The organism is Streptomyces roseirectus (assembly GCF_014489635.1).
Taxonomy (GTDB): Bacteria; Actinomycetota; Actinomycetes; order Streptomycetales; family Streptomycetaceae; genus Streptomyces; species Streptomyces roseirectus.
The window spans coordinates 5509610-5530321 of the sequence record NZ_CP060828.1 but is presented as its reverse complement, the minus strand read 5'-3'; the positions used below and the strand labels follow the sequence as shown (position 1 = coordinate 5530321).

The 20712-nt window shown below is 70.7% G+C and carries 18 protein-coding genes; 7 read left to right on the top strand and 11 right to left on the bottom strand.

Annotated elements, in window-relative coordinates:
• Nucleotides 1–92: 92 nt before the first annotated feature.
• Nucleotides 93–488: a nitroreductase family deazaflavin-dependent oxidoreductase gene (locus IAG44_RS23505; protein ID WP_187749045.1), complete on the top strand. Its 396-nt coding sequence runs from the start codon at nucleotides 93–95 to the stop codon at nucleotides 486–488.
• A 23-nt stretch (nucleotides 489–511) separates the two neighbouring features.
• Here the strand turns inward: IAG44_RS23505 and IAG44_RS23500 are convergent, their stop codons facing one another.
• From IAG44_RS23500 to IAG44_RS23480, 5 genes are all read right to left on the bottom strand, one after another.
• Entirely contained in the window at nucleotides 512–1303 is a 792-nt protein-coding gene (locus IAG44_RS23500; protein ID WP_246562010.1) for an alpha/beta fold hydrolase, read from the bottom strand.
• 168 nt (nucleotides 1304–1471) lie between these two features.
• Nucleotides 1472–2923: an aldehyde dehydrogenase family protein gene (locus tag IAG44_RS23495; protein ID WP_187749044.1), complete on the bottom strand. Its 1452-nt coding sequence runs from the start codon at nucleotides 2921–2923 to the stop codon at nucleotides 1472–1474.
• Nucleotides 2920–4650 carry an N-acyl-D-amino-acid deacylase family protein gene (locus tag IAG44_RS23490; RefSeq protein ID WP_187749043.1) on the bottom strand — a complete coding sequence of 577 codons (1731 nt, stop codon included), beginning with the start codon at nucleotides 4648–4650 and terminating at the stop codon, nucleotides 2920–2922. The genes IAG44_RS23495 and IAG44_RS23490 overlap by 4 nt, the downstream gene beginning before the upstream one ends.
• Nucleotides 4651–4656: 6 nt before the next feature.
• Nucleotides 4657–5775, bottom strand: a complete 1119-nt coding sequence (locus IAG44_RS23485; RefSeq protein ID WP_187749042.1) for an LLM class flavin-dependent oxidoreductase — start codon at nucleotides 5773–5775, stop codon at nucleotides 4657–4659.
• A gap of 115 nt (nucleotides 5776–5890) precedes the next feature.
• Complete coding sequence (locus IAG44_RS23480) at nucleotides 5891–6670, bottom strand: SDR family NAD(P)-dependent oxidoreductase (RefSeq protein WP_187749041.1); 780 nt, start codon at nucleotides 6668–6670, stop codon at nucleotides 5891–5893.
• 194 nt (nucleotides 6671–6864) lie between these two features.
• Here IAG44_RS23480 and IAG44_RS23475 point away from each other — a divergent pair, with 194 nt between their 5' ends.
• Together IAG44_RS23475 and IAG44_RS23470 are read left to right on the top strand one after the other, a co-directional pair.
• Nucleotides 6865–7602 (top strand): hypothetical protein, encoded by a 738-nt coding sequence (locus IAG44_RS23475; protein WP_187749040.1) that lies wholly within the window; start codon nucleotides 6865–6867, stop codon nucleotides 7600–7602.
• A gap of 38 nt (nucleotides 7603–7640) precedes the next feature.
• Nucleotides 7641–8426 carry a hypothetical protein gene (locus IAG44_RS23470; RefSeq protein WP_187749039.1) on the top strand — a complete coding sequence of 262 codons (786 nt, stop codon included), beginning with the start codon at nucleotides 7641–7643 and terminating at the stop codon, nucleotides 8424–8426.
• A gap of 22 nt (nucleotides 8427–8448) precedes the next feature.
• Here the strand turns inward: IAG44_RS23470 and IAG44_RS23465 are convergent, their stop codons facing one another.
• From IAG44_RS23465 to IAG44_RS23445, 5 genes are all read right to left on the bottom strand, one after another.
• Entirely contained in the window at nucleotides 8449–9102 is a 654-nt protein-coding gene (locus IAG44_RS23465; protein ID WP_187749038.1) for a response regulator transcription factor, read from the bottom strand.
• A gap of 78 nt (nucleotides 9103–9180) precedes the next feature.
• Nucleotides 9181–10119, bottom strand: a complete 939-nt coding sequence (locus IAG44_RS23460) for an LLM class F420-dependent oxidoreductase (protein ID WP_187749037.1) — start codon at nucleotides 10117–10119, stop codon at nucleotides 9181–9183.
• A complete protein-coding gene (locus IAG44_RS23455) occupies nucleotides 10116–11348 on the bottom strand; it encodes an amidohydrolase family protein (protein ID WP_246562008.1) in 1233 nt (410 codons plus the stop codon). Before IAG44_RS23455 ends, IAG44_RS23460 begins: the two co-directional genes overlap by 4 nt.
• A gap of 348 nt (nucleotides 11349–11696) precedes the next feature.
• A complete protein-coding gene (afsR, locus tag IAG44_RS23450) occupies nucleotides 11697–14669 on the bottom strand; it encodes an SARP-family global regulator AfsR (protein WP_187749035.1) in 2973 nt (990 codons plus the stop codon).
• A gap of 183 nt (nucleotides 14670–14852) precedes the next feature.
• Nucleotides 14853–16535 (bottom strand): fatty acid--CoA ligase family protein, encoded by a 1683-nt coding sequence (locus IAG44_RS23445; protein WP_187749034.1) that lies wholly within the window; start codon nucleotides 16533–16535, stop codon nucleotides 14853–14855.
• A gap of 94 nt (nucleotides 16536–16629) precedes the next feature.
• Here IAG44_RS23445 and IAG44_RS23440 point away from each other — a divergent pair, with 94 nt between their 5' ends.
• Genes IAG44_RS23440 through IAG44_RS23425 form a run of 4 tightly spaced genes read left to right on the top strand, consistent with a single transcriptional unit; the run spans nucleotide 16630 to nucleotide 20021 of the window.
• On the top strand, nucleotides 16630–17778 hold the full coding sequence (locus tag IAG44_RS23440; protein WP_187749033.1) for a lipid-transfer protein: 1149 nt from the start codon (nucleotides 16630–16632) through the stop codon (nucleotides 17776–17778).
• A 44-nt stretch (nucleotides 17779–17822) separates the two neighbouring features.
• Nucleotides 17823–18233 carry a Zn-ribbon domain-containing OB-fold protein gene (locus tag IAG44_RS23435; RefSeq protein WP_187752836.1) on the top strand — a complete coding sequence of 137 codons (411 nt, stop codon included), beginning with the start codon at nucleotides 17823–17825 and terminating at the stop codon, nucleotides 18231–18233.
• Entirely contained in the window at nucleotides 18230–19000 is a 771-nt protein-coding gene (locus IAG44_RS23430) for an enoyl-CoA hydratase/isomerase family protein (RefSeq protein ID WP_187749032.1), read from the top strand. Before IAG44_RS23435 ends, IAG44_RS23430 begins: the two co-directional genes overlap by 4 nt.
• A 46-nt stretch (nucleotides 19001–19046) precedes the next feature.
• Nucleotides 19047–20021 (top strand): alpha/beta fold hydrolase, encoded by a 975-nt coding sequence (locus IAG44_RS23425; RefSeq protein ID WP_187749031.1) that lies wholly within the window; start codon nucleotides 19047–19049, stop codon nucleotides 20019–20021.
• 1 nt (nucleotide 20022) lies between these two features.
• Here the strand turns inward: IAG44_RS23425 and IAG44_RS23420 are convergent, their stop codons facing one another.
• Entirely contained in the window at nucleotides 20023–20571 is a 549-nt protein-coding gene (locus IAG44_RS23420; RefSeq protein ID WP_246562006.1) for a hypothetical protein, read from the bottom strand.
• Nucleotides 20572–20712 lie beyond the last annotated feature (141 nt).

Below are 20712 nucleotides of genomic sequence, written 5' to 3'. Positions count from 1 at the left end.
TCTCCGCCCCCACCGCCTCTCCACCCGCACCACCCCGCCAGCCCCGCCCCACCCATCGGCCGGGATCCCGGCCCCGACCCTCAGGACCCCCGATGCCCACCCTCGCCGACCGCCGCTTCCGGATCACCACCGCCGTCCAGCGCCGCCTGAACCCCCTCATGCGCAGGCTCCCTCTCCAGCCCGTCCTGGAGACCACCGGCCGGACCTCGGGGCTCCCCCGCCGCACCCCGCTGGGCGGGCGCCGGATCGGGGACTCGTTCTGGCTGGTGTCGGAGTTCGGTGAGCGCTCGCAGTACGTCCGGAACATCAAGGCCGACCCGAGGGTCAGGATCCGGATCAAGGGCCGCTGGCACGCCGGTACGGCGTACCTCCTCCCGGACGACGACGCCGTGGCCCGCCTGCGGAGCCTGCCGAGGCTGAACAGCACGGCGGTACGGGTCATGGGCACCGACCTGCTGACGGTCCGGGTGGACCTCGACGAGGGGTGACCCTGTCGTACCCGTAGCCCCCGTCACCCCAGCCGCAGATACAGCTCCTCCACCAGCTCCACGACCGCCCCGGGCACCCGCAGCGTCGGAAAGTGGTCGCACGCGCCCGCCCGCACGAGCCGGCACCCCGGGATCCGCGCGGCGATGACCTCGTTCCGGTCGACGACGACCCGCTGGTCCAACTCCCCCAGCAGCAGCGAGCACGGCAGGGTCAGCTCCCCCAACCGCTCGAAACAGGACGGTAGTTGCTGCTCGTGCTGGTACGAGGTGAACCACCCTTTCAGCACTCCGCGCAGCAGCCGTCGCGCCTCGGTGTCGGGCGGCGTCCCGGCCCCGCCCCACCACGACATCGCCAGGTCGGCGAGCCCGTCGAGGTCCCCGGCCAGCGCCAACGGCTCGACCTGCGCGGCGAGTTCGGGCGGATCGGGCTCGGGGTAACCCGCCACCCCGGGGACCAGCAGCCCGAGCGCCGCCACCTGCTCGGGGTGGTCCAGCGTGTACGCGATCGCCGTGGACCCGCCCATGCTGTTGCCGACCAGCACGGCCCGCGTCACGCCGAAGTGGTCGAGCAGCACGGCGAGATCGGCGTCCTGCCGGTACGGCCCCTCCGGCGCCGGGGACCGCCCGTACCCCCGGACGTCGTACCGGATGACCCGGCGCCGCGAGGCCAGCGCGTCCAGCACCGGGTCCCAGATCTCGGAGTCCCCCACCCCCGGGTGGAGCAGTACCAGCGGCGGCCCTTCCCCGCTCCCCCGCTCCTCGGCCCAGAGCTGACCACCGTCGACCGCGACCATCACGCCCGCTGTATCACCCATGTCCCGATAGTGCCCCATACCTCAGAGCTACGCCCGGCGGAAAACCGCCGATCCCACCACCCAAAACGCGTCACTCAGCCCCGGCGCCCGCCCTCGTACGCGCCCCGCACGCCCCGAGCGGCCGACCCTCACCGCGCAGGCGCCCCCACCCCTGCCTACCCCCTACCCTCACCCCGGCCACACGATCGCCTGCACCTCGCTGTACGCGTGCAGCGCGTACGACCCCACGTCCCGTCCCACCCCGCTCCTCTTGAACCCCCCGAACGGCGCCTCCATGTTCCGCCCGACGGTGTTGATCCCCACGCCCCCGGCCCGCAGCCGCCGCGCGACCCGGAAGGCGCGCGCCACGTCGCCGGACCAGACGTAGTCGATCAGCCCGTACTCGGAGTCGTTGGCGAGCGCGATGCCCTCCTCCTCGTCGTCGAAGGGGACGACGGCGACGACGGGCCCGAAGATCTCCTCGCGGACGGCCCGCATCGCGTGGGTGCAGTCGGCGAGAACGACCGGCCCGACGTAGAAGCCCCGCGAGGGAAGCTCAACCCCCTTGGCCTCGACGACCGTTGCCCCCTCGCCCTCGGCCGAAGAGACGTACCCCCGCACCCGCTCCCGGTGCGCGGCACTGATCACCGGCCCCATGACGGTCCCGGCCCGCCGGGGATCCCCCAGCGTCAACCGCCCGGCATACGCGGCCAGTTGTTCAACCACCCGTTCGTACACCCCGCGTTGGGCCAGTACCCGGGTCGGCGCGGTGCAGATCTGCCCGCTGTAGAAGGAGAACGTCGTCCCGATCCCCGCGACGGCCGAGCCGAGGTCCGCGTCGTCGAACACCAAAGCCGCGCCCTTGCCCCCGAGTTCCATGAGCTGCCGTTTCATGCCGCGCCCGCAGACCTCGCCGATCCGCATGCCGACGGCGGTGGACCCGGTGAAGCTCACCATGTCGACGTCGGGCGAGGAGACGGTCGCCTCGCCGACCTCAACTCCCTTGCCGGACACGACGTTCACGACCCCGGGCGGCACCCCGGCGGCCTCCAGGACCTCGGCCATCCGGTACACGGACAGGGGATCCTGCGGCGCCGGTTTCACGACGACCGTGTTGCCCATGGCGAGCGCCGGCGCGATCTTCCCGGCGGGGTTGGCCCAGGGGTTGTTGTAGGAGGTGACGCAGGTGACGACGCCGACGGGCTGCCGTACCGCCAGTGCGCCCATCACGGCGGCCTTGCCCATCGGCCCGGCCTCGTTGATCTGCGGAGCGATGGCCCATTCGGTGGGTTCGACGCGGGCGTAGCGCCTGAACCGGGCGGCGGCGACGGCGAGTTGCATGGAGCGGACGGTCGCGGTGGTCGCCCCGGTCTCGGCGCGCGCGAGGTCGGTGAACTCGTCGCGCCGGGCCAGGATCAGTTCGGCGGCGCGGGCCAGGACGGCGGTCCGTTCCTCGGGGCGGGTGCGCGACCAGCCGTCGAACGCCTCGCGGGCCGCCGCGCAGGCGTCGCGGGCCTGCGCGGCGGAGGCTTCGGGCGCGAGGCCCACGACGTCCTCGGTCGCGGGGTCGATGACCTCGTAGTGTCCGCCGTCCGGTTCGGTCCACTCGCCGCCGACGAACAGCCGTTGTCCGTCGGTCATTTGGTGCTCACGGTGCGGGTGTCGGTGCCGGAGCGCAGCACCTTGCCGGGGACGGCGCCGGTGACGACGTCGTCGCGGATGGCCTCGACTCCGTTGACCCAGACGGCGGTTATGCCGAGCGCCTTGGAGTCGAGGCGTGGGCTGTCGCCGGGGAGGTCGTGGACGAGGGTGGCCTTTCCGGCGTCGATGCGTTCGGGGTCGAAGAGGACGAGGTCCGCGTGGAACCCTTCCTGGATCCGCCCACGGCGGCGCAGTCCGAAGAGTTGCGCGGGGTCGTCGGTGAGCATCTTCACCGCCTGTTCCAGTGCGACGAGTTTCCGTCCGCGCAGGCAGTCGCCGAGGAAGCGGGTCGTGTAGGGCGCCCCGCACATGCGGTCCAGGTGGGCCCCGGCGTCGGAGCCGCCGAGCAGGACGTCCTCGTGCCGCCAGGTCTCGGCGCGCAGCGCCCAGGAGGCGGGGTCGTTGTCGCGCGGCATCGGCCAAAGCACCGTGCGCAGACAGTCGTTGGAGCAGATCTCGACGAGGGTGGTGAAGGGGTCCTGGCCGCGTTCGGCGGCGATGTCGCCGACGACGCGTCCGGTCAGGCCCTCGTTGCGCGGGCTGTAGGTGTCGCCGATGACGTACCGTCCGAAGTCGGCGAGCCTGCGGAAGACGCCCGCCTCCTTGGAGCGGGCGCGCCGCAGCATCTCGGCGCGGACGTCGAAGTCGCCCAGTTTCTCGATGCGTTCGGGAATCGGCAGGCCGAGGATCGGGCCCCAGCCGGGGATGAGGTTGAGCGCGCAGAACGTGCCCAGCGACATGTTCATCGGCGTGAGGATCGGCATGGTGAGCGCGACGACGCGGCCACCGGCCTCACGGGCGCGCTCACTTGCGTACAGCTGGCGCGGGACGCGTTCGGGGACCTGGGCGTCGATGGTGAGGACGTTCCAGTTGAGCGGGCGTCCGGCGGCGGCGGACACGTCGACGAGGAGGTCGATCTCGGCGTCGCTGAACTGGTCGAGGCAGCCGGCGACGATCGCCTCGATCTGGGTGCCCTCGTGTTCGCCCACGGCTCGTGCCATGGCGACGAGTTCGGCGGGGAGCGCGTGCCGGGAGGCGACGGGGTTGCCGTCGCCGTCGGAGTGGGTGCTGGACTGGGTGGTGGAGAACCCCCAGGCTCCGGCGTCCATCGCCTCGTGCAACAGACCGACGAGTGCGTGGAGTTGGGCTTCGGACGGCTGTCCGCCCACGGCGTCGGCGCCCATCACGTGCCGACGGAGTGCGCAATGGCCCACCATGAAACCGGCGTTGACGGCGATGCGGCCGTCGAGGGCGTCCAGGTACTCGCCGAAGGAGTGCCAGTTCCAGGGCGCCCCTTCTTCGAGGGCGACCAGGGACATGCCCTCGACCTTGGACATCATCCGCCGTGTGTAGTCGGCGTCTTGGGGCCGTTCTGGGTGGAGGGGCGCGAGGGTGAAGCCACAGTTCCCGGCGGCGACGGTGGTGACGCCGTGGTTGAGCGAGGGGGTGGCGTAGGGGTCCCAGAAGAGCTGGGCGTCGTAGTGGGTGTGCGGGTCGACGAACCCGGGGCACAGGACGAGCCCGTGGGCGTCCTCAACCGCCCTGGATTCCTGGGTGACTTCGCCGACGACGGCGATCCGGCCGTCGCGGATGCCGACGTCGGCGACGCGGGCGGGGCCACCGGTGCCGTCAACTACCGTGGCGCCCTTGATGACATGGTCGAGCATGGGCGGTCACGCTCCCTGACGGAACCGCGTGGTCCGGTGCACGGGGTCCGTGTCGATCTTCGGGATGACGTGCTCGCCGATCAGCCGGATCGTCTGGAGGGTCTGTTCCTTGGGCACGCCGACCGGCAGTCCGAAGCTCAGCTGGTCGGCGCCCGCCTGCTCCCAGCGTTTGCACTGGCGCAGTACCTCGTCGGGGTCGCCGCAGATCAACAGCTCTTCCTCGATGAGGAGTTCGACGAACTCGGCGGTGTACTCGGGCAGCGTCTCGGGCCAGACGGGGAAGCCCTCGGGGCGGGGGAAGGTGTCGTGGTAGCGGAAGACGAGCGACGGCAGGTAGTGCAGTCCGCCGCTCACCGCGACCTGGATCGCCTCGTCGTGGGTGGGCGCGCAGATCGCCGTCGTCGTCACCATCACGTTGTCGTTGACGAAGTCGCCGACGGGTTCGGCGTTCACGATCGCCGTCTTGTACTGCTCCAGCACCCATTCCATGTCGGAGACCTTCTGGATGCTGAACCCCAGGACGCCCAGGCCCTTTCGGGCCGCCATGGCGTACGAGGGGGGTGAGCCGGCCGCGTACCACATCGCCGGGTGGGACTTGCCGTACGGCTTCGGCAGGACCTTCCTGGGCGGCAACTGCCAGTGTTTTCCCTGGAATCCGACGTATTCGTCCTGGAGCCACATCTTCGGGAACTCGGCGATCGTCTCCTCCCACAGTTCCTTGGTGTGGTTCATGTCGGTGACGCCCGGCATGAAGCCCAGGATCTCGTGGGAGCCGGCACCGCGTCCGCTGCCGAACTCGAAGCGGTTGCCGGTGAGATGGTCGAGCATGGCGACCTTCTCGGCGACTTTCACCGGGTGGTTGACCGGCGCGAGCGGGTTGAAGATGCCCGAGCCGAGGTGGATCCGTTCGGTGGCGTGGGCGAGGTAGCCGAGGAAGACCTCGTTGGCGGAGAGGTGGGAGTACTCGTCGAGGAAGTGGTGCTCCGACGCCCACGCGTACTTGAAGCCCGACCGGTCCGCCTCGATGACGTACTCGGTCTCCTCCATCAGCGCCTTGTGCTCGGCCAGTGGATCCGTCTCGCCCCGCTTGCCGACATACCCCTGAACAAAGAGCCCGAATTCCAAGGAGGTTCACCACCCCAAGCCGTTATCTGACACACCGTCAGCTCATGGACTGCCGCCGACTCTGACACCGCGGGCATACACCGTCAATAGCTGACGGCCAGTCAGATGCGCCGGTTCAGATCACAGAGACCCCGGCCAGCCACCCGCCGTCGATCACGAACGGCTGCCCGGTGATGTACGACGAGTCCGCCGACGTCAGGAACAGCGCGAGGCGCGCCACCTCCTCCGGGCGCCCGATGCGGCCCAGCGGAACGAGCTTGCGGTACAGGCCGTCCAGCGCCTTCGACGTCTCCTCGGGGTCCGAACTCGGGTCCAGCAGCGAGGGGTTGGACATCGCGGTGTCGATCGCGCCGGGGCAGATCGCGTTGACGCGGATGCCGCGCGGGGCCAGCTCCAGCGCGGCGACCCGGGTCAGGCCGAGGATCGCGTGCTTGCTGGCGGCGTAGGCGCCGACCGCCGCCATGCCCGTGAGCGCCGTGTACGACGCGGTGTTGACGATCGTGCCGCCGTCGGCGAGTTCGGGGGCGACCGTCTTGATGCCGAGGAAGCAGCCGACCTGGTTGACCCGGACGACCTGCATGAACTCGTCGAGCGGGGTGTCGGTGAGGGCGTTGAAGCGCAGGATGCCGGCGTTGTTGACGAGCCCGTCCACGCGCCCGTACGCGTCCTTGGCGGCGGCGAGCACCGCACGCCAGGAGTCCTCCTCCCGGACGTCCAAGTGCGCGTAGTGGCAGCCGAGTTCGGCGGCGAGCGCGCTGCCCTGTTCGTCGAGGACGTCCGCGACGACGACCCGTGCCCCCTCGGTGGCGAAGAGGCGTGCCTCCTGCTCGCCCTGCCCCCGGGCCGCGCCCGTGACGATCACGACCCGGCCGTCCAACTTGCCCGTGCTGTCCATGGGACCCCCTCGGCGTCGGTGGAGGTCAGCATCGTAACGCCGTACCTGATGACTCGTCAGATACCTGTGCGCACATTGCGTGAGCAATGTCACAGGGTCAGGAGTCGGGATATTTGACCCTGTCGGCGCCCGCCGAAAGCCTCCGATAATCCGTCTCGCGGCAGACAAAGAAGTCTTCAAGGAAGGAACAAGGGATGGCCAAGAGAAAGCTCCGGAACAAGAAGGTCCGATACGTCGCGATAGGTGCCGCGCTGGCAACCGGAGGTGTCATCGTCACGCTGCTTCCGTCGGCGAACGCGGCCGGTGAGGAGAAGACGCCGGAGCAGATCATGGCGATGTGCGAGCGCTCGGCGGTCCTCAATGGGAAGCAGCGCTCGACCAGCGACTTCGGCGGGGGCCTCGGGGACGGTTTCGCGGCGGACAACTGTGATTTCGTCGAGACGAATTTCGAGACCTTCGACGGGCCCACCGAGAAGGCTTCGATCGACTTCCCGAACTGCGAGCCGGGCGCCACGGAACCGTCCAAGGTGAAGATCAGCTGGTCGGCGACCGTGGCCCAGGGAGAGGGAAAGTACACCGTGACCCAGCAGGGCGGCGGGGGCGGTCTTTTCGGTGCCCTCAGCGGCTCGTGGGTGAAGCACAAGGGCACCCTGGACATGACCGTGGATTCGGCGTCCGCGAGCGACACGGAAGAGCGTGAGGTTCCGGTCGGCAAGGTGCTTCACATGGAATTCACGCCGAAGATGCAGCGCATGACCGGCGAATGGCGCGTCCGGATCGACGCGCGCGAGGCGGGCTTCGCCACGAACGCCACTCCCGAGAAGAACTTCGTCGCCCCGGACATCGTCGAGGGCCCGCACATGCTGCCGGGCGCGGCCGGCGCCCCGGGCGTCGTCGACGGCGTCTCCAAGGCCGTCCTCGAAGACTGCTGAACCCTTTCCACCAGCCATTACACCCCCTGGAGACTGTCATGGGCACCCGCACCAGAAAGCACCGCAGCCGCAAGAAGCGCATCACCCTCGCCCTCGCCCCGGTGGCCGCGCTCGCCGTCGCGATCCCGCTGATGAACTCCGCCGGCGCGGCGACGGCCAGCGAGGTGACGGCCGACTGCGCGGCGGACTCCGACAAACTGGAGAACTGCGAGTTCGTCGACGTGCAGTTCAAGGCGAACAGCCTCGGTCCGAATCAGCGCGTCTCCCCGGTGACGAACAACTGCGGAAACACGACCGCCGCGTCGAAGGAGTTCGCGGTCAGCACGTCGGTGACCCGCAGCATCGAATTGGAGGACGGCTTCACCGTGGAGGGCGGAACGAAACTCGCGAGTTCTGTCTTCGAGGTCGGCGTCCAGTTCAGCACCTCGGAGATCAACATCACCCGGGACGAGAAGACGACGGGGCTCAGTTTCTCGCGCACCGACACCGTCCAGCCCGACAGCATCGCCTTCTTCATGTGGTCGGCGAAGCGCACGGACGTCAGCGGTTTCCTCCGCGCCACGTACAAGGAGGAACAGGACGGCCAGAAAGTGTTCTTCTCACCGAGCGAGGGCGCCACGAGCGTTCACGTCTTCTATCCGCAGATCCTGAAGAACGGAACTCCCGACGGACGTCTGTGGCTGCGGAACGTGAAGTGCGGGACGCCTCAGGCGAACGGCATCCTGAACTCCGAGAACAGCATCCGCGTGGAACCCGGACTCGACGAGGCCGGTGCCAATGTGACGGACGTGGAAATCCCGCTGGCCGAGATCAACCCCGTCTAGAAGAGTCTGGAAGAGATCGTTCTCAGGTGCGAAGCACGGGCGTGGCTCCCAGCCAGCGCAGGACCGCGTCCGTGCTCCCGCGGGCGTCGAGTTTCGCGTAGATGTTGCTGAGGTTGTTGCGCACGGTCTTCTCGCTGAGCCGTAGCCGTAAGCCGATCTCCTGGGCGCCGAGGCCCGTCGACAGCAGCTCCATGATCTGCCGCTCACGCGGCGACAGCAGGGCCCGCAGGCGGTCCACCGCACCCCCTCCGGCGGGCTCCTCGCGGGCCCCTTCGCGCAGCGCGGCGCAGGCGGCCGGGGACAGGTAGGTGTGGCCGACGGTGGCCGCCATGACGGCCGAGGAGAGCATGCAGGTGCAGTAGTCGCCGTCGACCAGATAGCCCGCGCCGCCCCGGAAGACCCCGACGACCGTCTCGACGTCCCGCCGCCCGCTCACCACGATCACCGGGATGCCGCGCCCGGCGAGGGCACCGGTCAACTCCGGCAGGGCGTGGGCGGGTTCGACACAGTTCAGCAGGACGACGTCGAGCGGGACGGCGGCCAACGTACGGTAGGGCGGGGCCACTTGCCAGACCCGGCCCACGTACGAGTCGTCCGGCGCGGGCCAGTCGGCGTGCGGCCAGCTGGTGCCGTCCGCGCAGGCCAGTGCTACGGAGAGCCTTTCGGAGGATCTCACTGCGGGGGGTCCTTCCGCCGGAACCGCGACGTCCGTACGTTCGTACATACGCAGCCCGGCGTGGACATGTTCAAAGATTCAAGAGAGCTGCCTCACAGACGTGAGGAGCGGCGCCACCTCCGTGCCGAACATCCCCATCTGGTCGGTGAGTTCGTCAACGGACCTGCTTCTGAACCTGACTTGGATCTGGTCCACCCCCAACTCGGCGTACTCGCCCAGTGAGTCGGCCAGCGCCTCGGGCCTTCCGGTGAGCGTACGGCGTCCGACGTCCCAGCCGGGCTCCCCGACGTACAGCGGTTCGGCGATGGCCCCGACGGTGAACTCACCGTCGTGCGACCGGAGTTGCCGGATCGTCTCGATCTGGGCGGGCAGCCGGTCGCGCGGATCGCCCTGCGGCAGCCAGCCGTCGCCCTTGAGGGCGGCGCGGCGGACGGCGGCGGGCGAGGAGCCGCCGACCCAGACGGGTACGTGCGCCTGGACGGGGCGGGGGCGCTGGCCCAGGTCCTCGTAGGCGTACAACTCGCCCTGGTGGCTGACGAATTCGTCCGGCCCCAGAGCCGCGCGCAGGGCGTCCAGGGTCTCGTCCAGGACGGCTCCCCGGCGGGCGAAGTCGACGCCGAGGGCCGCGAACTCCTCCTGGACGTGGCCCGCTCCGACACCGAGGATCAGCCGGCCGCCCGAGAGGTGGTCGACGGTCGCGTACTGCTTGGCGGTGAGCAGCGGATGGCGCAGCGCGGCGACCGCGACATGGCTGAGCAGGCGCACGCGGGTGGTGACGGCGGCGAGGTGGGCGAGGGTGGCGACGGGGTCGTACCAGACGGTGCCCATGGCGTCCGCGAGGCGGCGCGGGATCGCGACGTGGTCGCAGCAGGCGACGTACGCGAACCCCGCCTCGTCCGCCGCGCGCGCCACGGCCGTCAACTCGGCCGCTCCGGCGTCGAGTTCCCAGGGTTCGACGTAGATGCGGCTCTGGGACTGGACGGGGAGCTGGATGCCGTAGGCGAGGCGGCGGGTCATCTCGGGCCCGGCCAGAGGCCGTCGGCGGTCAGGCCGAGCAGGTCGATGGCGTTGCGGCGGACGATGCGGTCGACGGTGTCGGCGTCGAGGTGGCCCATCTGGGCCTCGCCGACCTCGCGCGACTTGGGCCAAGTCGAGTCGGAGTGGGGGTAGTCGGTCTCGTAGAGGACGTTGCCGACGCCGATCGCGTCGAGGTTGCGCAGCCCGAAGGCGTCGTCGAAGAAGCAGCCGTAGACGTGGTCGGCGAAGAGTTCGGACGGCGGCCGGTGCACCTTGTCGGCGACGCCGCCCCAGCCGCGGTTCTCCTCCCACACCACGTCGGCGCGCTCCAGGATGTAGGGGATCCAGCCGATCTGGCCCTCGGCGTACATGACTTTGAGGTTCGGGAAGCGTTCGAACTTACCGCTCATCAGCCAATCGACCATGGAGAAGCAGCAGTTGGCGAAGGTGATGGTCGAACCGACCGCCGGGGGCGCGTCCTTGGAGGTGGACGGCATGCGGCTGCTGGAGCCGATGTGCATGGCGATGACGGTGCCGGTCTCGTCGCACGCGGCGAGGAAGGGGTCCCAGGCGTCGGAGTGCACGGACGGCAGGCCGAGGTGGGGCGGGATCTCGGAGAACGCGACGGCGCGCACGCCCCGTGCGGCGTTGCGGCGGACCTCGGCGGCGGCCAACTCGGCGTCCCACAACGGGATCAGGGTGAGCGGGATCAGCCGGCCGCGCGCCTGCGGGCCGCACCACTCCTCCACCATCCAGTCGTTGTACGCCCGGACGCACAGCAGCCCGAGTTCACGGTCGCTCGCCTCGGTGAAGGTCTGGCCGCAGAACCTCGGGAAGGTGGGGAAACACACCGCCGACCGGACGTGGTTGACGTCCATGTCGGTCAGCCGCTCGGGCACGTCGTAGGAGCCGGGCCGCATCTGGTCGTAGGTGATGACCTCTAGGCGGATCTCGTCGCGGCTGAACCCGACGGCGGTGTCGAGGCGGGTGAGCGGGCGGCGCAGGTTCTCGAAGAGCCACCAGTCGCCGAGCGGGCCCTCGTCGCCCTTCTCACCCATCACGGGCTTGAAGTGCCCGCCCAGAAAGGTCATTTCCTTCAGCGGCGCCCGGACGACTCTCGGGCCGGTGTCGAGGAACTTCTTCGGGAGCCGGTCCTGCCAGACCCGCGCGGGTTCGACGGTGTGGTCGTCGACGGAGATGATCAGCGGGAACTCTGTCGTGTTCTCCATGTCGGTCACGGTAGCGCCGATCTGACGGTGCGTCAGCTACTGGTGCGGCAAAGGGTCCCTTCGGCCGCGGCGGCGCCCCCTCCGTGCCACCGCGGCCGTTCCCCCCACGCCCCCCATGGAGTCCCCCGTGGATGGAACGCCCGTCCGGCTACTCCCCCGTGTGTCGCCGGACGGGCTCTCAACGACTCCGGCCGTTCCCCCCGGTCCGGCCGTTCGTTGGTAAGAGCATGTCAGGGGGCGATAAACGTTCTATGAACGTCCGGTTCCATATGCCAGGGGCATCTCTCAGGGGGAACCCTCAGGGGGCACCCCGTAGTACCCCGGCGAGGGAGGCGTCCCGTAGTACCCCTACACCACCGCCGACAGGTCCAGCAGCCCCCGTACCTCCTCCGCCTCCGGCGCCCGCAGCTCCTCGTAGATCCCCAGAGCCTCGGTCCAGCAGACGTGTGCGCGGCCGGCCTGCCCGAGTCCGCTGAGGGCGCGGCCGAGGACCGTGAGGACCAGGCCCCGGCGCCACTCGCCGCCGATGCCGCGCAGCACGGTCAGCGCGAGGTCGGCGTGGGCGGCGGCCTGCGCGGGCCGGTGGGCGGCGAGGTCGACCTCGGCGAGCCGGAACAGCGTCATGCCCTCCCACAGGCGCTGGCGGCTGTCGCGGAAGACGTCGAGCGCGTCCCGCAGGATCTCGGCGGCGGTGGTCAGCAGCCCGCTCTCGGTGAGCGCGAGCCCCAGCGCGTACCGGCCGTTGGCGCCGCGCAGGGCGTTGCCGGTCTCGTCGTAGATGCCGATGCCCTGGTGCGCCAGCGTCACCGCGCTGTCGACGCGGCCGGTCGCGAGGTGGATGCGGGAGAGGTTGCACAGGACGCTCGCCTCGCCCGCCCGGTTCTTGTTGGCGCGGAAGTTGTCGAACGCGACCGTGAGATGCCGCTCGCCCTCCGCGTGCCGCCCCTGGTAAAGGGCGATGATTCCCCGGGTGTTGGGCGCCCAGCAGCGCGGGACGGGGTCGTCGGCGTCGTCGGTGACCCGCAGCGCCTCGACGGCCGCGGCGTCGGCCCGGTCGAAGCGGCCGGCGACGAGATGGACGTCCGTGAGGGTGATCAGCGCCCGGCCGTGCGCGTGCCGGTCGTCGGCCGAACGGGCTTGCTGCAGAGCCTCGTTGGCGGCCACCTCGTACTCGCGGGCGTTGGCCCCGGACTCCGCGAGGTCCTTCGCGACCCACAGCAGGTCGACCGCGCGGCGCAGTCTGCCGTCGCCGATGGACTGGCGTACGCAGGACAGCAGCGCGCCCGCCTCGGCGTACAGCCAGTCCTGCGCGTCGTGCCGGTCCCCGAACTTCAGCCCGGGGTAGGCGGTTTGCTCCAGCTGTTCCACCAGCCGGTCGCCGGGCCGCTCGATCGCGTACACCCCGGCGGCCGTCGCGAGGTAGAAGTCCAGCAGCCGGGCGAGCGCCGACTCCCGTTCGCTCGCGGGGAGTTGGTCACGTTCCGCGCATGCCCGCGCGTAGAGCCGGACCAGGTCGTGGAAGCGGTAGCGGCCGGGCGCCGCCGACTCCAGGAGCGAGGTGTCGACGAGGGATTCCAGCAGGTCCTCGGTGTCGTCCGCCGGGAGGTCGAGGACGGCCGCGGCGGCGGCCAGCGAGATGTCGGGGCCGTCGGCGAGGCCGAGGAGACGGAAGGCGCGGGCCTGCGCGGGCTCCAACTGCCCGTAGCCCAGCTCGAAAGTGGCCTTCACGGCGAGGTCGCCCGCCTGGAGTTCGTCCAACCTGCGTCTCTCGTCGGCGAGTTTGTCCGCGAGCACCGACACGGTCCAGGTGCGCCGGGCGGCGAGCCGGGAGGCGGCGATACGGATCGCGAGCGGCAGGAAACCGCACGCCGCGACGACGTCGAGCGCCGACTCCCGTTCGGACGCGACGCGTTCGGCGCCGACGATGCGCGTGAAGAGGTCCAGCGCCTCGTGCGGAGCCATCACGTCGAGGTCGATCAGGTGCGCCCCGGCGACGTCCACCATCCGCGTGCGCGAGGTCACCAGCGCCGCGCAGCCGGCCGTGCCCGGCAGCAACGGCCGTACCTGGGCGGCGTCCCGGGCGTTGTCGAGCAGGACGAGGACCCGGCGGCCGTCCAGCAGCGTGCGGAACAGCGCCGCGCGCTCCTGGAGCGAGTCGGGGATCGCCGGGTCGGCGGTACCGAGGGCGCGCAGGAACGCGCCGAGGACGGCCTGCGGGTCGGCGGGACGCGAGCTCGCGCCTTGCAGGTCGACGTACAACTGCCCGTCGGGGAAGGCGGATCGGGCCTGGTGGGCGACGTGCACGGCGAGCGTCGTCTTGCCCACGCCGCCGATCCCGGCGACCGCAGAGACGGCCATCACCCGCTGCTCGGCGCCGGACTCCGCCACCAACGCCTCGCCCAGTTCCCGGGCCAGCGTCTCGCGCCCGGTGAAATCCGGTACCGAAGCGGGGAGTTGAGCGGGCAGAATACGTACGACGGGGGCTTCGGCGGCCGGTGCCTCGGGTTCGGCGAGCGCGGGGTCGGCGCGCAGGATGCGTTCCTGGAGGTCGCGCAGGCCGGGGCGGGGGTCGACGCCCAGCTCCTCGGCGAGGAGGCGGCGCGTGTCGGCGTACACGGCGAGTGCCTCCGCCTGACGGCCACTTCGGTACAGCGCGAGCATCAGCAGCTCGCGCAGCCGCTCTCTGAGGGGGTGTTCGGCGGTGAGGGAGGTCAACTCCGAGACGGCTTCGGCGTGTCTGCCCAGCTCCAGGTCCAGGTCGAGCCGGTTCTCGATGAGTTTGAGCCGCCACTCCTCCAGGCGGACGCGCTGCGCCTCCGCGTACGGTCCCGGCACCCCCGCCAGCGCCTCGCCCTCCCACAGGCCGAGCGCGTGGTTCAACCGGTCGCGCGCGGCCCGGACATCGCCGGACGCCCACGCCTTCTCCGCGTCCTCGGACAGCGCCTGTGCCGCCGTGAGGTCGAGCGCGACGGCGCCGTCCGGGTCCCGCAGTGCGTAGCCCCCGGCCTCGCTGACCAGCATGCGCGACGACAGCACCTTCCGCAGCCGGGACACGTACGTCCGCAGCGCTGCCAGCGCCTGCGACGGCGGATCCTCGCCCCACAGCGCGTCGATCAGTTCACCCGGGGTCACCGTCCGGCCCTCGCGCAGCAGCAACGTCGCGAGCACAGCGCGCTGTTGGGGCGAACCGGTGGGCAGCGGGCCGTCGTCCCGCCACGCCCGTACCGGCCCGAGCACACCGAACCTCAGACTCGCCGCGTCCTCGTCGTCCGAGGGGTCGCGGCGCCCCTGTCCCGGCACGCGCGGTACTCGGTCGTCCATCAAGGTCTCCCTGGGCGCTCCCTGTTGACCTGCTCAGTTTGCCTTGCTGACACCTGACGCGTCAGCAACAGGAAGCACCGATCACACGGCGGCACGCGGGAGTGCACACCTCCCTCACGCACCCTTCACGCCACCAGGGAGCACGGCGGTTGCGGGAGCGACGGTTTCCGGCAACTTCTCCCCTCAGGTCCGCAACAGCCCCTTGACCACTTTCCCGCTCGCATTCCGGGGCAACTCGCCCACGAACTCGACAAGTCGGGGCACCTTGTAGTTCGCCATCTCACGCCTCGCCCAGGCGATCAGATCGTCCCCGGTCGTCACAGAACCCGCCCGCCGCACGACGTACGCCTTGCCGACCTCTCCAAGGCGGGCGTCCGGTATGCCGACGACGGCGACGTCCGCGACGGCCGGATGCAGCCCCAGGATCTGCTCTATCTCGGCCGGGTAGGCGTTGAAACCACCCACGATGAACATGTCCTTGATCCGGTCGGTGATCCGCAAATTGCCGGCCTCGTCCAGGACCCCTACGTCTCCGGTACGCAGCCAGCCGTCCGGGGTGATCACCTCCCGGGTCGCCCTGTCGTCCCCGTAGTACCCGCGCATGACGTTGAAGCCCCGTACCAGCACCTCCCCCGGCTCGCCCGGCGGCAGCGCGGCACCCGCCGCGTCCGCCACCCTGACCTCCGTGCCGGGGATCGCGCGGCCCGACGTCGTCGCGATCACCTCCGGGCTGTCGCCGCGCCGGCACATCGTGACGATGCCGCTCGCCTCGGAGAGCCCGTACGCGGTCAGCACCGTCGCGACGCCCAGCTCGTCGCGCAGCCGCTCCACGAGCCGCAGCGGGACGACGGCCGCGCCGGTCACCACCAGCCGCAGCGACGACAGGTCGTACGACGCCCGCGCGGGGTGGTCCAGCAGGGACTGGTGGAGCGTGGGCGGGCCGGGCAGGACGGTGACGCGCTCCGCCGCGATGTTCGCCAGCGCGGTCGTCACGTCGAACACCGGCTGCGGAATGATCGTCGCGCCCCGCGTCAGGCAGGCGATCACCCCGGCCTTGTAGCCGAACGTGTGGAAGAAGGGGTTCACGACGAGGTACCGGTCCCCCTCCCGCAGCCCCGCGAGCTCGCTCCACGCGTCGTAGCCCCGGAGGGTCTGCTCGTGGGTGATGACGGCACCCTTGGGGCTACCCGTAGTACCTGAGGTGAAGATGATGTCGGAGGGGGAGGAGCCCGTAATACCCGTAGTACCTCCGGCGCCCCCGCCGGAACCCGTAGTACCCGTAGTACCTCCGGGGGCATCGCCGGGACCTGTAGTACCCGTAGTACTTCCGGCGCCCCCGCCGGGACCCGTCATACCCGTAAGCCCCCCGGCCGCCCCCTCCCCGCCCGCCAGGAACTCCCCCCACGCCCGGAACCCCTCCGGCGCGTCCTCCGCCAGCACCACGACGTCCCGCAGCTCCGGCAGCCCCGGCAGCGGCCCCGTCCCCGCCCCCTCCCCCGCCGCCCTCCGCAGGGACGCGACGTACGACGTCCCCAGGAACGTCCCCGTCACGAACAGCAGCCGTGCCCCGCTGCGCCGCAGCACGTCCGCCGCCTCGGCCCCCTTGAAGCGCGTGTTGAGCGGCACCAGCACACCCCCCGCCGACACCGCCCCGAGCGCCGCGACGATCCACTCCAGCGAGTTCGGCGCCCAGATCCCCACCCGGTCCCCGGCCCGCAGCCCCGTCGCGGCGCAGGCCGCCGCCGCCCGCTCCACCCGCCGCCCGAGCTCCCGGTAGGAGACCCGGACCCGCCCGTCGACCACGGCCTCGGCCTCCCCGTACTTCTCGGCCGACCAACGCACCAGCTCGGGAATGCTCTGCCACATGAACGGCCTCCGATGAGACGGGAGACAGGAGCTGACGACCCGTCAGATTAGCGGTAATCTGACGCACTGTCAGCAGCCTGCCCGGGAGGGGGACATGGCCGGAATCAAGGACGCGACAGCCATCGTCGGCATAGGCCAGACGGCCTTCGCCAAGCACCTCCCGGAGGACGAACGCACCCTCGCCTGCCGCGCGGTCCTCGCCGCGCTGGACGACGCGGGGATCTCCCCCGCCGAGGTGGACGCCCTCGCCTCGTACACGATGGAGGAGACGGACGAGGTCGAACTCGCGAAGGCGGTCGGCTTCGGCGACCTGACCTTCTTCGCCAAGTCACCCTACGGCGGCGGAGGTTCGTGCGCGACCGTCGCCCACCTCGCCACCGCGATCGCCGCCGGCCAGGCGAGCGTCGGCGTCGCCTGGCGCTCACGCAAACGCGGCAGCGGCCCGCGCCCGTGGACGAACACGACGGCCCAACTCCCCACACCCGCCCAGTGGACGCGCCCCTTCGGCCTGCTGCGCCCCGCCGACGAGATCGCGATGCTGGCCCGCCGCCACATGCACGAGTACGGCACGACCCGCGACCACCTCTTCAACGTCGCCCTCGCCTGCCGCAACCGCGCCAACCAGAACCCGGCGGCGATCATGTACGACCGCCCGCTCACCCGCGAGATGTACATGACCTCGCGCTGGATCAGCGAACCCCTCTGCCTGTTCGACAACTGCCTGGAGACGGACGGGGCGTTGGCCTGCGTCGTCGTCTCGGCGGAGCGCGCCCGCGACTGCCGCCGCAGGCCGGTCTACATCCACTCCGCCGCCCAGGGCCTGCCCGCCCAGCACCACGGCATGGTCAACTACTGGAACGACGACCCGCTCACCGGACCTTCCTGGGCGACCGCTCGACACCTGTGGAAACAGGCCGACTTCACCCCGGCGGACGTCCATGTGGCCCAGATCTACGACGCGTTCACGCCGCTGGTCCCCCTCTCCCTGGAGGGGTACGGCTTCTGCGGGCGCGGCGAGGGCGGCCCGTTCACCGAGGGCGGCGCGCTGGAACTCGGCGGCCGGCTGCCGGTCAACACGGGCGGCGGCGGCCTGTCGGAGGCGTACGTGCACGGCTTCAACCTCATCAACGAGGGCGTGAAGCAGCTCAGGGGCACCAGCACCGCCCAGGTCCCCGGCGCCGCGACCTGCCTCGTCACGGCGGGCGAGGGCGTCCCCACCTCCGCCCTGCTGCTGAGGACGTGAACAGCCAACCCGGCCGACCTGCCTACGAGTTGAGGGACCTGCCCATGCTGACCCCGCTCCACGACACCGACGGCGCCCCCTTCTGGGAGTACGCGGCGCAGGGCGAACTCCGCGTCCAGACCTGCGCGCGGTGCGCCGAGCCCCGTTTCCCGCCCCGCCCCTGCTGCCCGAACTGCCGTTCGTTCGCGTCGGATTGGCGGCTCACCTCGGGACGGGGCCGCATCTGGTCGTACGTCCTCCCCCACCCGCCCCTCCTGCCCGACTACGCCGCCCAGGCCCCCTACAACGTCGTCCTCGTCGAACTCGACGACGCCCCCCGCGTCCGCCTGGTCGGCAACGTCGTCACCCACCCCGGCGCCCCGCTCAACTCCCTTGATCCGAACCGGATCCGGATCGGCGCGCGCGTCCAGGCGGTGTTCCCGGCCGACGGCCTCCCCCAGTGGACGCTGGTATGACCGCCCGCCTCGACACCGACAAGGAGTCCGGTGTCGCGGTCGTCACGCTCGACCGCCCGGAGAAACTCAACGCGATCGATCTGCCGACGGCACGTCAGCTGACGGGGATCTGGCGGGCGTTGCGCTTCGACGACACCGTCCGTGCGATCGCCCTCACCGCCACCGGCACCCGCGCCTTCTGCACCGGCCTCGACCGCGACGCCGTCGTACCACAGCCCAACTCCCCCTATATGCAGGACGATCCGCTTCTACGCATCGGCCCCAAATCCAACGACCTGTGGAAACCGGTGATCGCCGCCGTCGAGGGAATGGCGTGCGGTGGCGCTTTCTACCTGCTGGGCGAGAGCGAGTTCGTCGTGGCCGGCGAGAGCGCGCAGTTCTTCGACCCGCACACCACGTACGGAATGGTCAGCGCGTACGAGTCGGTGCTGATGGCGCAGCGGATGCCGTACGGCGAGGTCGCGCGGATGATGCTGATGGGCACGGCGGAACGGGTCTCCGCGCGCCGCGCGTACGAGGTGGGCCTCATCTCCGAACTCACCGATACGGGTGGGGCGTTGGGTATCGCCGTCGAGCGGGCGCGGGTGCTCGCCGGATATCCGCCGGAGGGCGTGCAGGGGACGGTGCGGGCGCTGTGGTCGGCGCGGGAGGCGGCGCTGGCGCACGGTTTCGCGCAGGCCCCGCACCTGATAGCGCTGGGAAATCTCCCGGCCGACCGACAGAATCAACTTTTCACAAAAAGAACCCAGAATTTCCGAATCCGCTGAAAAGGAACCGATTTCCGGTCGGGAACGCGCCCATAAACTGAGCCTCATGATCCAGCACCGCACCATAGAGACGAACGGCGTCAACCTCCACATCGCCGAGGCCGGCGAGGGCCCGCTGGTGGTCCTGCTGCACGGCTTCCCGGAGTCCTGGCACTCCTGGCGACACCAGTTCGCCCCGCTCGTCGAGGCCGGCTTCCGCGTCGTCGCCCCGGACCAGCGCGGCTACAGCGCCTCGGACCGCCCGTCCGACGTCACCGCGTACAGCATCCTGCACCTGGTCGGGGACGTGGTCGGGCTGATCCACGCGCTCGGCGAGCAGACGGCGTTCGTCGTCGGCCACGACTGGGGCGCGCCGGTCGCCTGGCACACGGCGCTGCTGCGGCCGGATGTCGTGCGCGGTGTCGCCGGGCTCAGCGTCGCCCCGGCGCCGCGCGGCGAGCACCCGCCTCTGGAGCTGGTGAAGGCGGCGTACGCGGGCCGCTTCTACTGGACGTACTTCAACCAAGTCGGGGTGGCGGACGAGGAGTTCGGGCGGGACCCGAAGGCCACGCTGCGGCGTTTCGTGTACGCGCTCTCCGGTGACGCCCCGGGCGAGCCCGGCATCCACCAGGCCCTCATCGAGCCCGGCACCGCGTGGCTGGAGCAGCTTGCGGCGCCCACTGAACAGCCGGACTGGTTCACCGAGTTCGACCTCGACGAGCTGGCGAAGGGCTTCGCCGAGGGGTTCACCGGCGGCCTCAACTGGTACCGGAACCTGGACCGCAACTGGGAGTTGACCGCCGCGTTCGCGGGCGCGTCCATCACGGTGCCCGCGCTCTTCGCGTACGGCGACCGCGATCCCGTCGCCTACTTCCCCGGCGCGCCCGAACTCATCGCGAACCTCCCGAAGTTGGTGCCGGGGCTGCGGCGTCCGCCGGTCGTCCTGCCGGGCTGCGGTCACTGGACCCAGCAGGAGCGGCCCGCCGAGGTGAACCGGCTGCTCGTGGAGTTCCTGAGCGAACTGCGGGACGAGCAGGCGTAGTTCAGACCGCCGGGGCGGTGGCCCGGACCTCGCAGCGGGCCACCTTCGCGGCGAGGGCGGCGTCACCGACGAGGATCCGCACGTCCTCCGTCTTCCGGCCGCTCACGAGTTCGTTCGTCAGCGGCGCGGCGACCACCGCCCCGCTCGCGTCGAGGAACCGGACGGTGATCTCGAACCGGTCGAGCGTCGAGTTGGGGTTGGTGATCTTCACGGTCGCGTACGGCTTCTTCCGGGTCGCGCACTCGACGAGGCTGACGCGGGCGTCCTGCACGACGCTCGTGCGCGTGGACGAGCCGCTGCTCGACGAACCGCCGCCCGTCGAGCCGGTGCTGTCGTCATCGTCGTAGTCCCGGTAGTGCGAGCCCCCGGACGAGCCGCCCGACGTCGACGACGAGCTGTCGTGGTCCTGGCGCGAGCTGCTGCACCCGCCACCGCCGCCCCCGCTGTGGCTCCCGCTCCCGTGCCCGCGTCCACTGGAGAACCCCGTGAGCGCGAGCACGACCAGCGTCGAGACAGCCGTCAGCCTGAAGATGTGCCCCCGTCGTCGCATGCCCCCACCCTAGGGAATCCCTGTCACGACCATGTCACCAGCCCACGACGGGGCTGCACGGCCCGTAATACCCGTAGTACCCGAGGGCCAGGCCCCGTCATACCGGCCCGGCCCCACCGACCGCCGCCCACCGACCGCCGC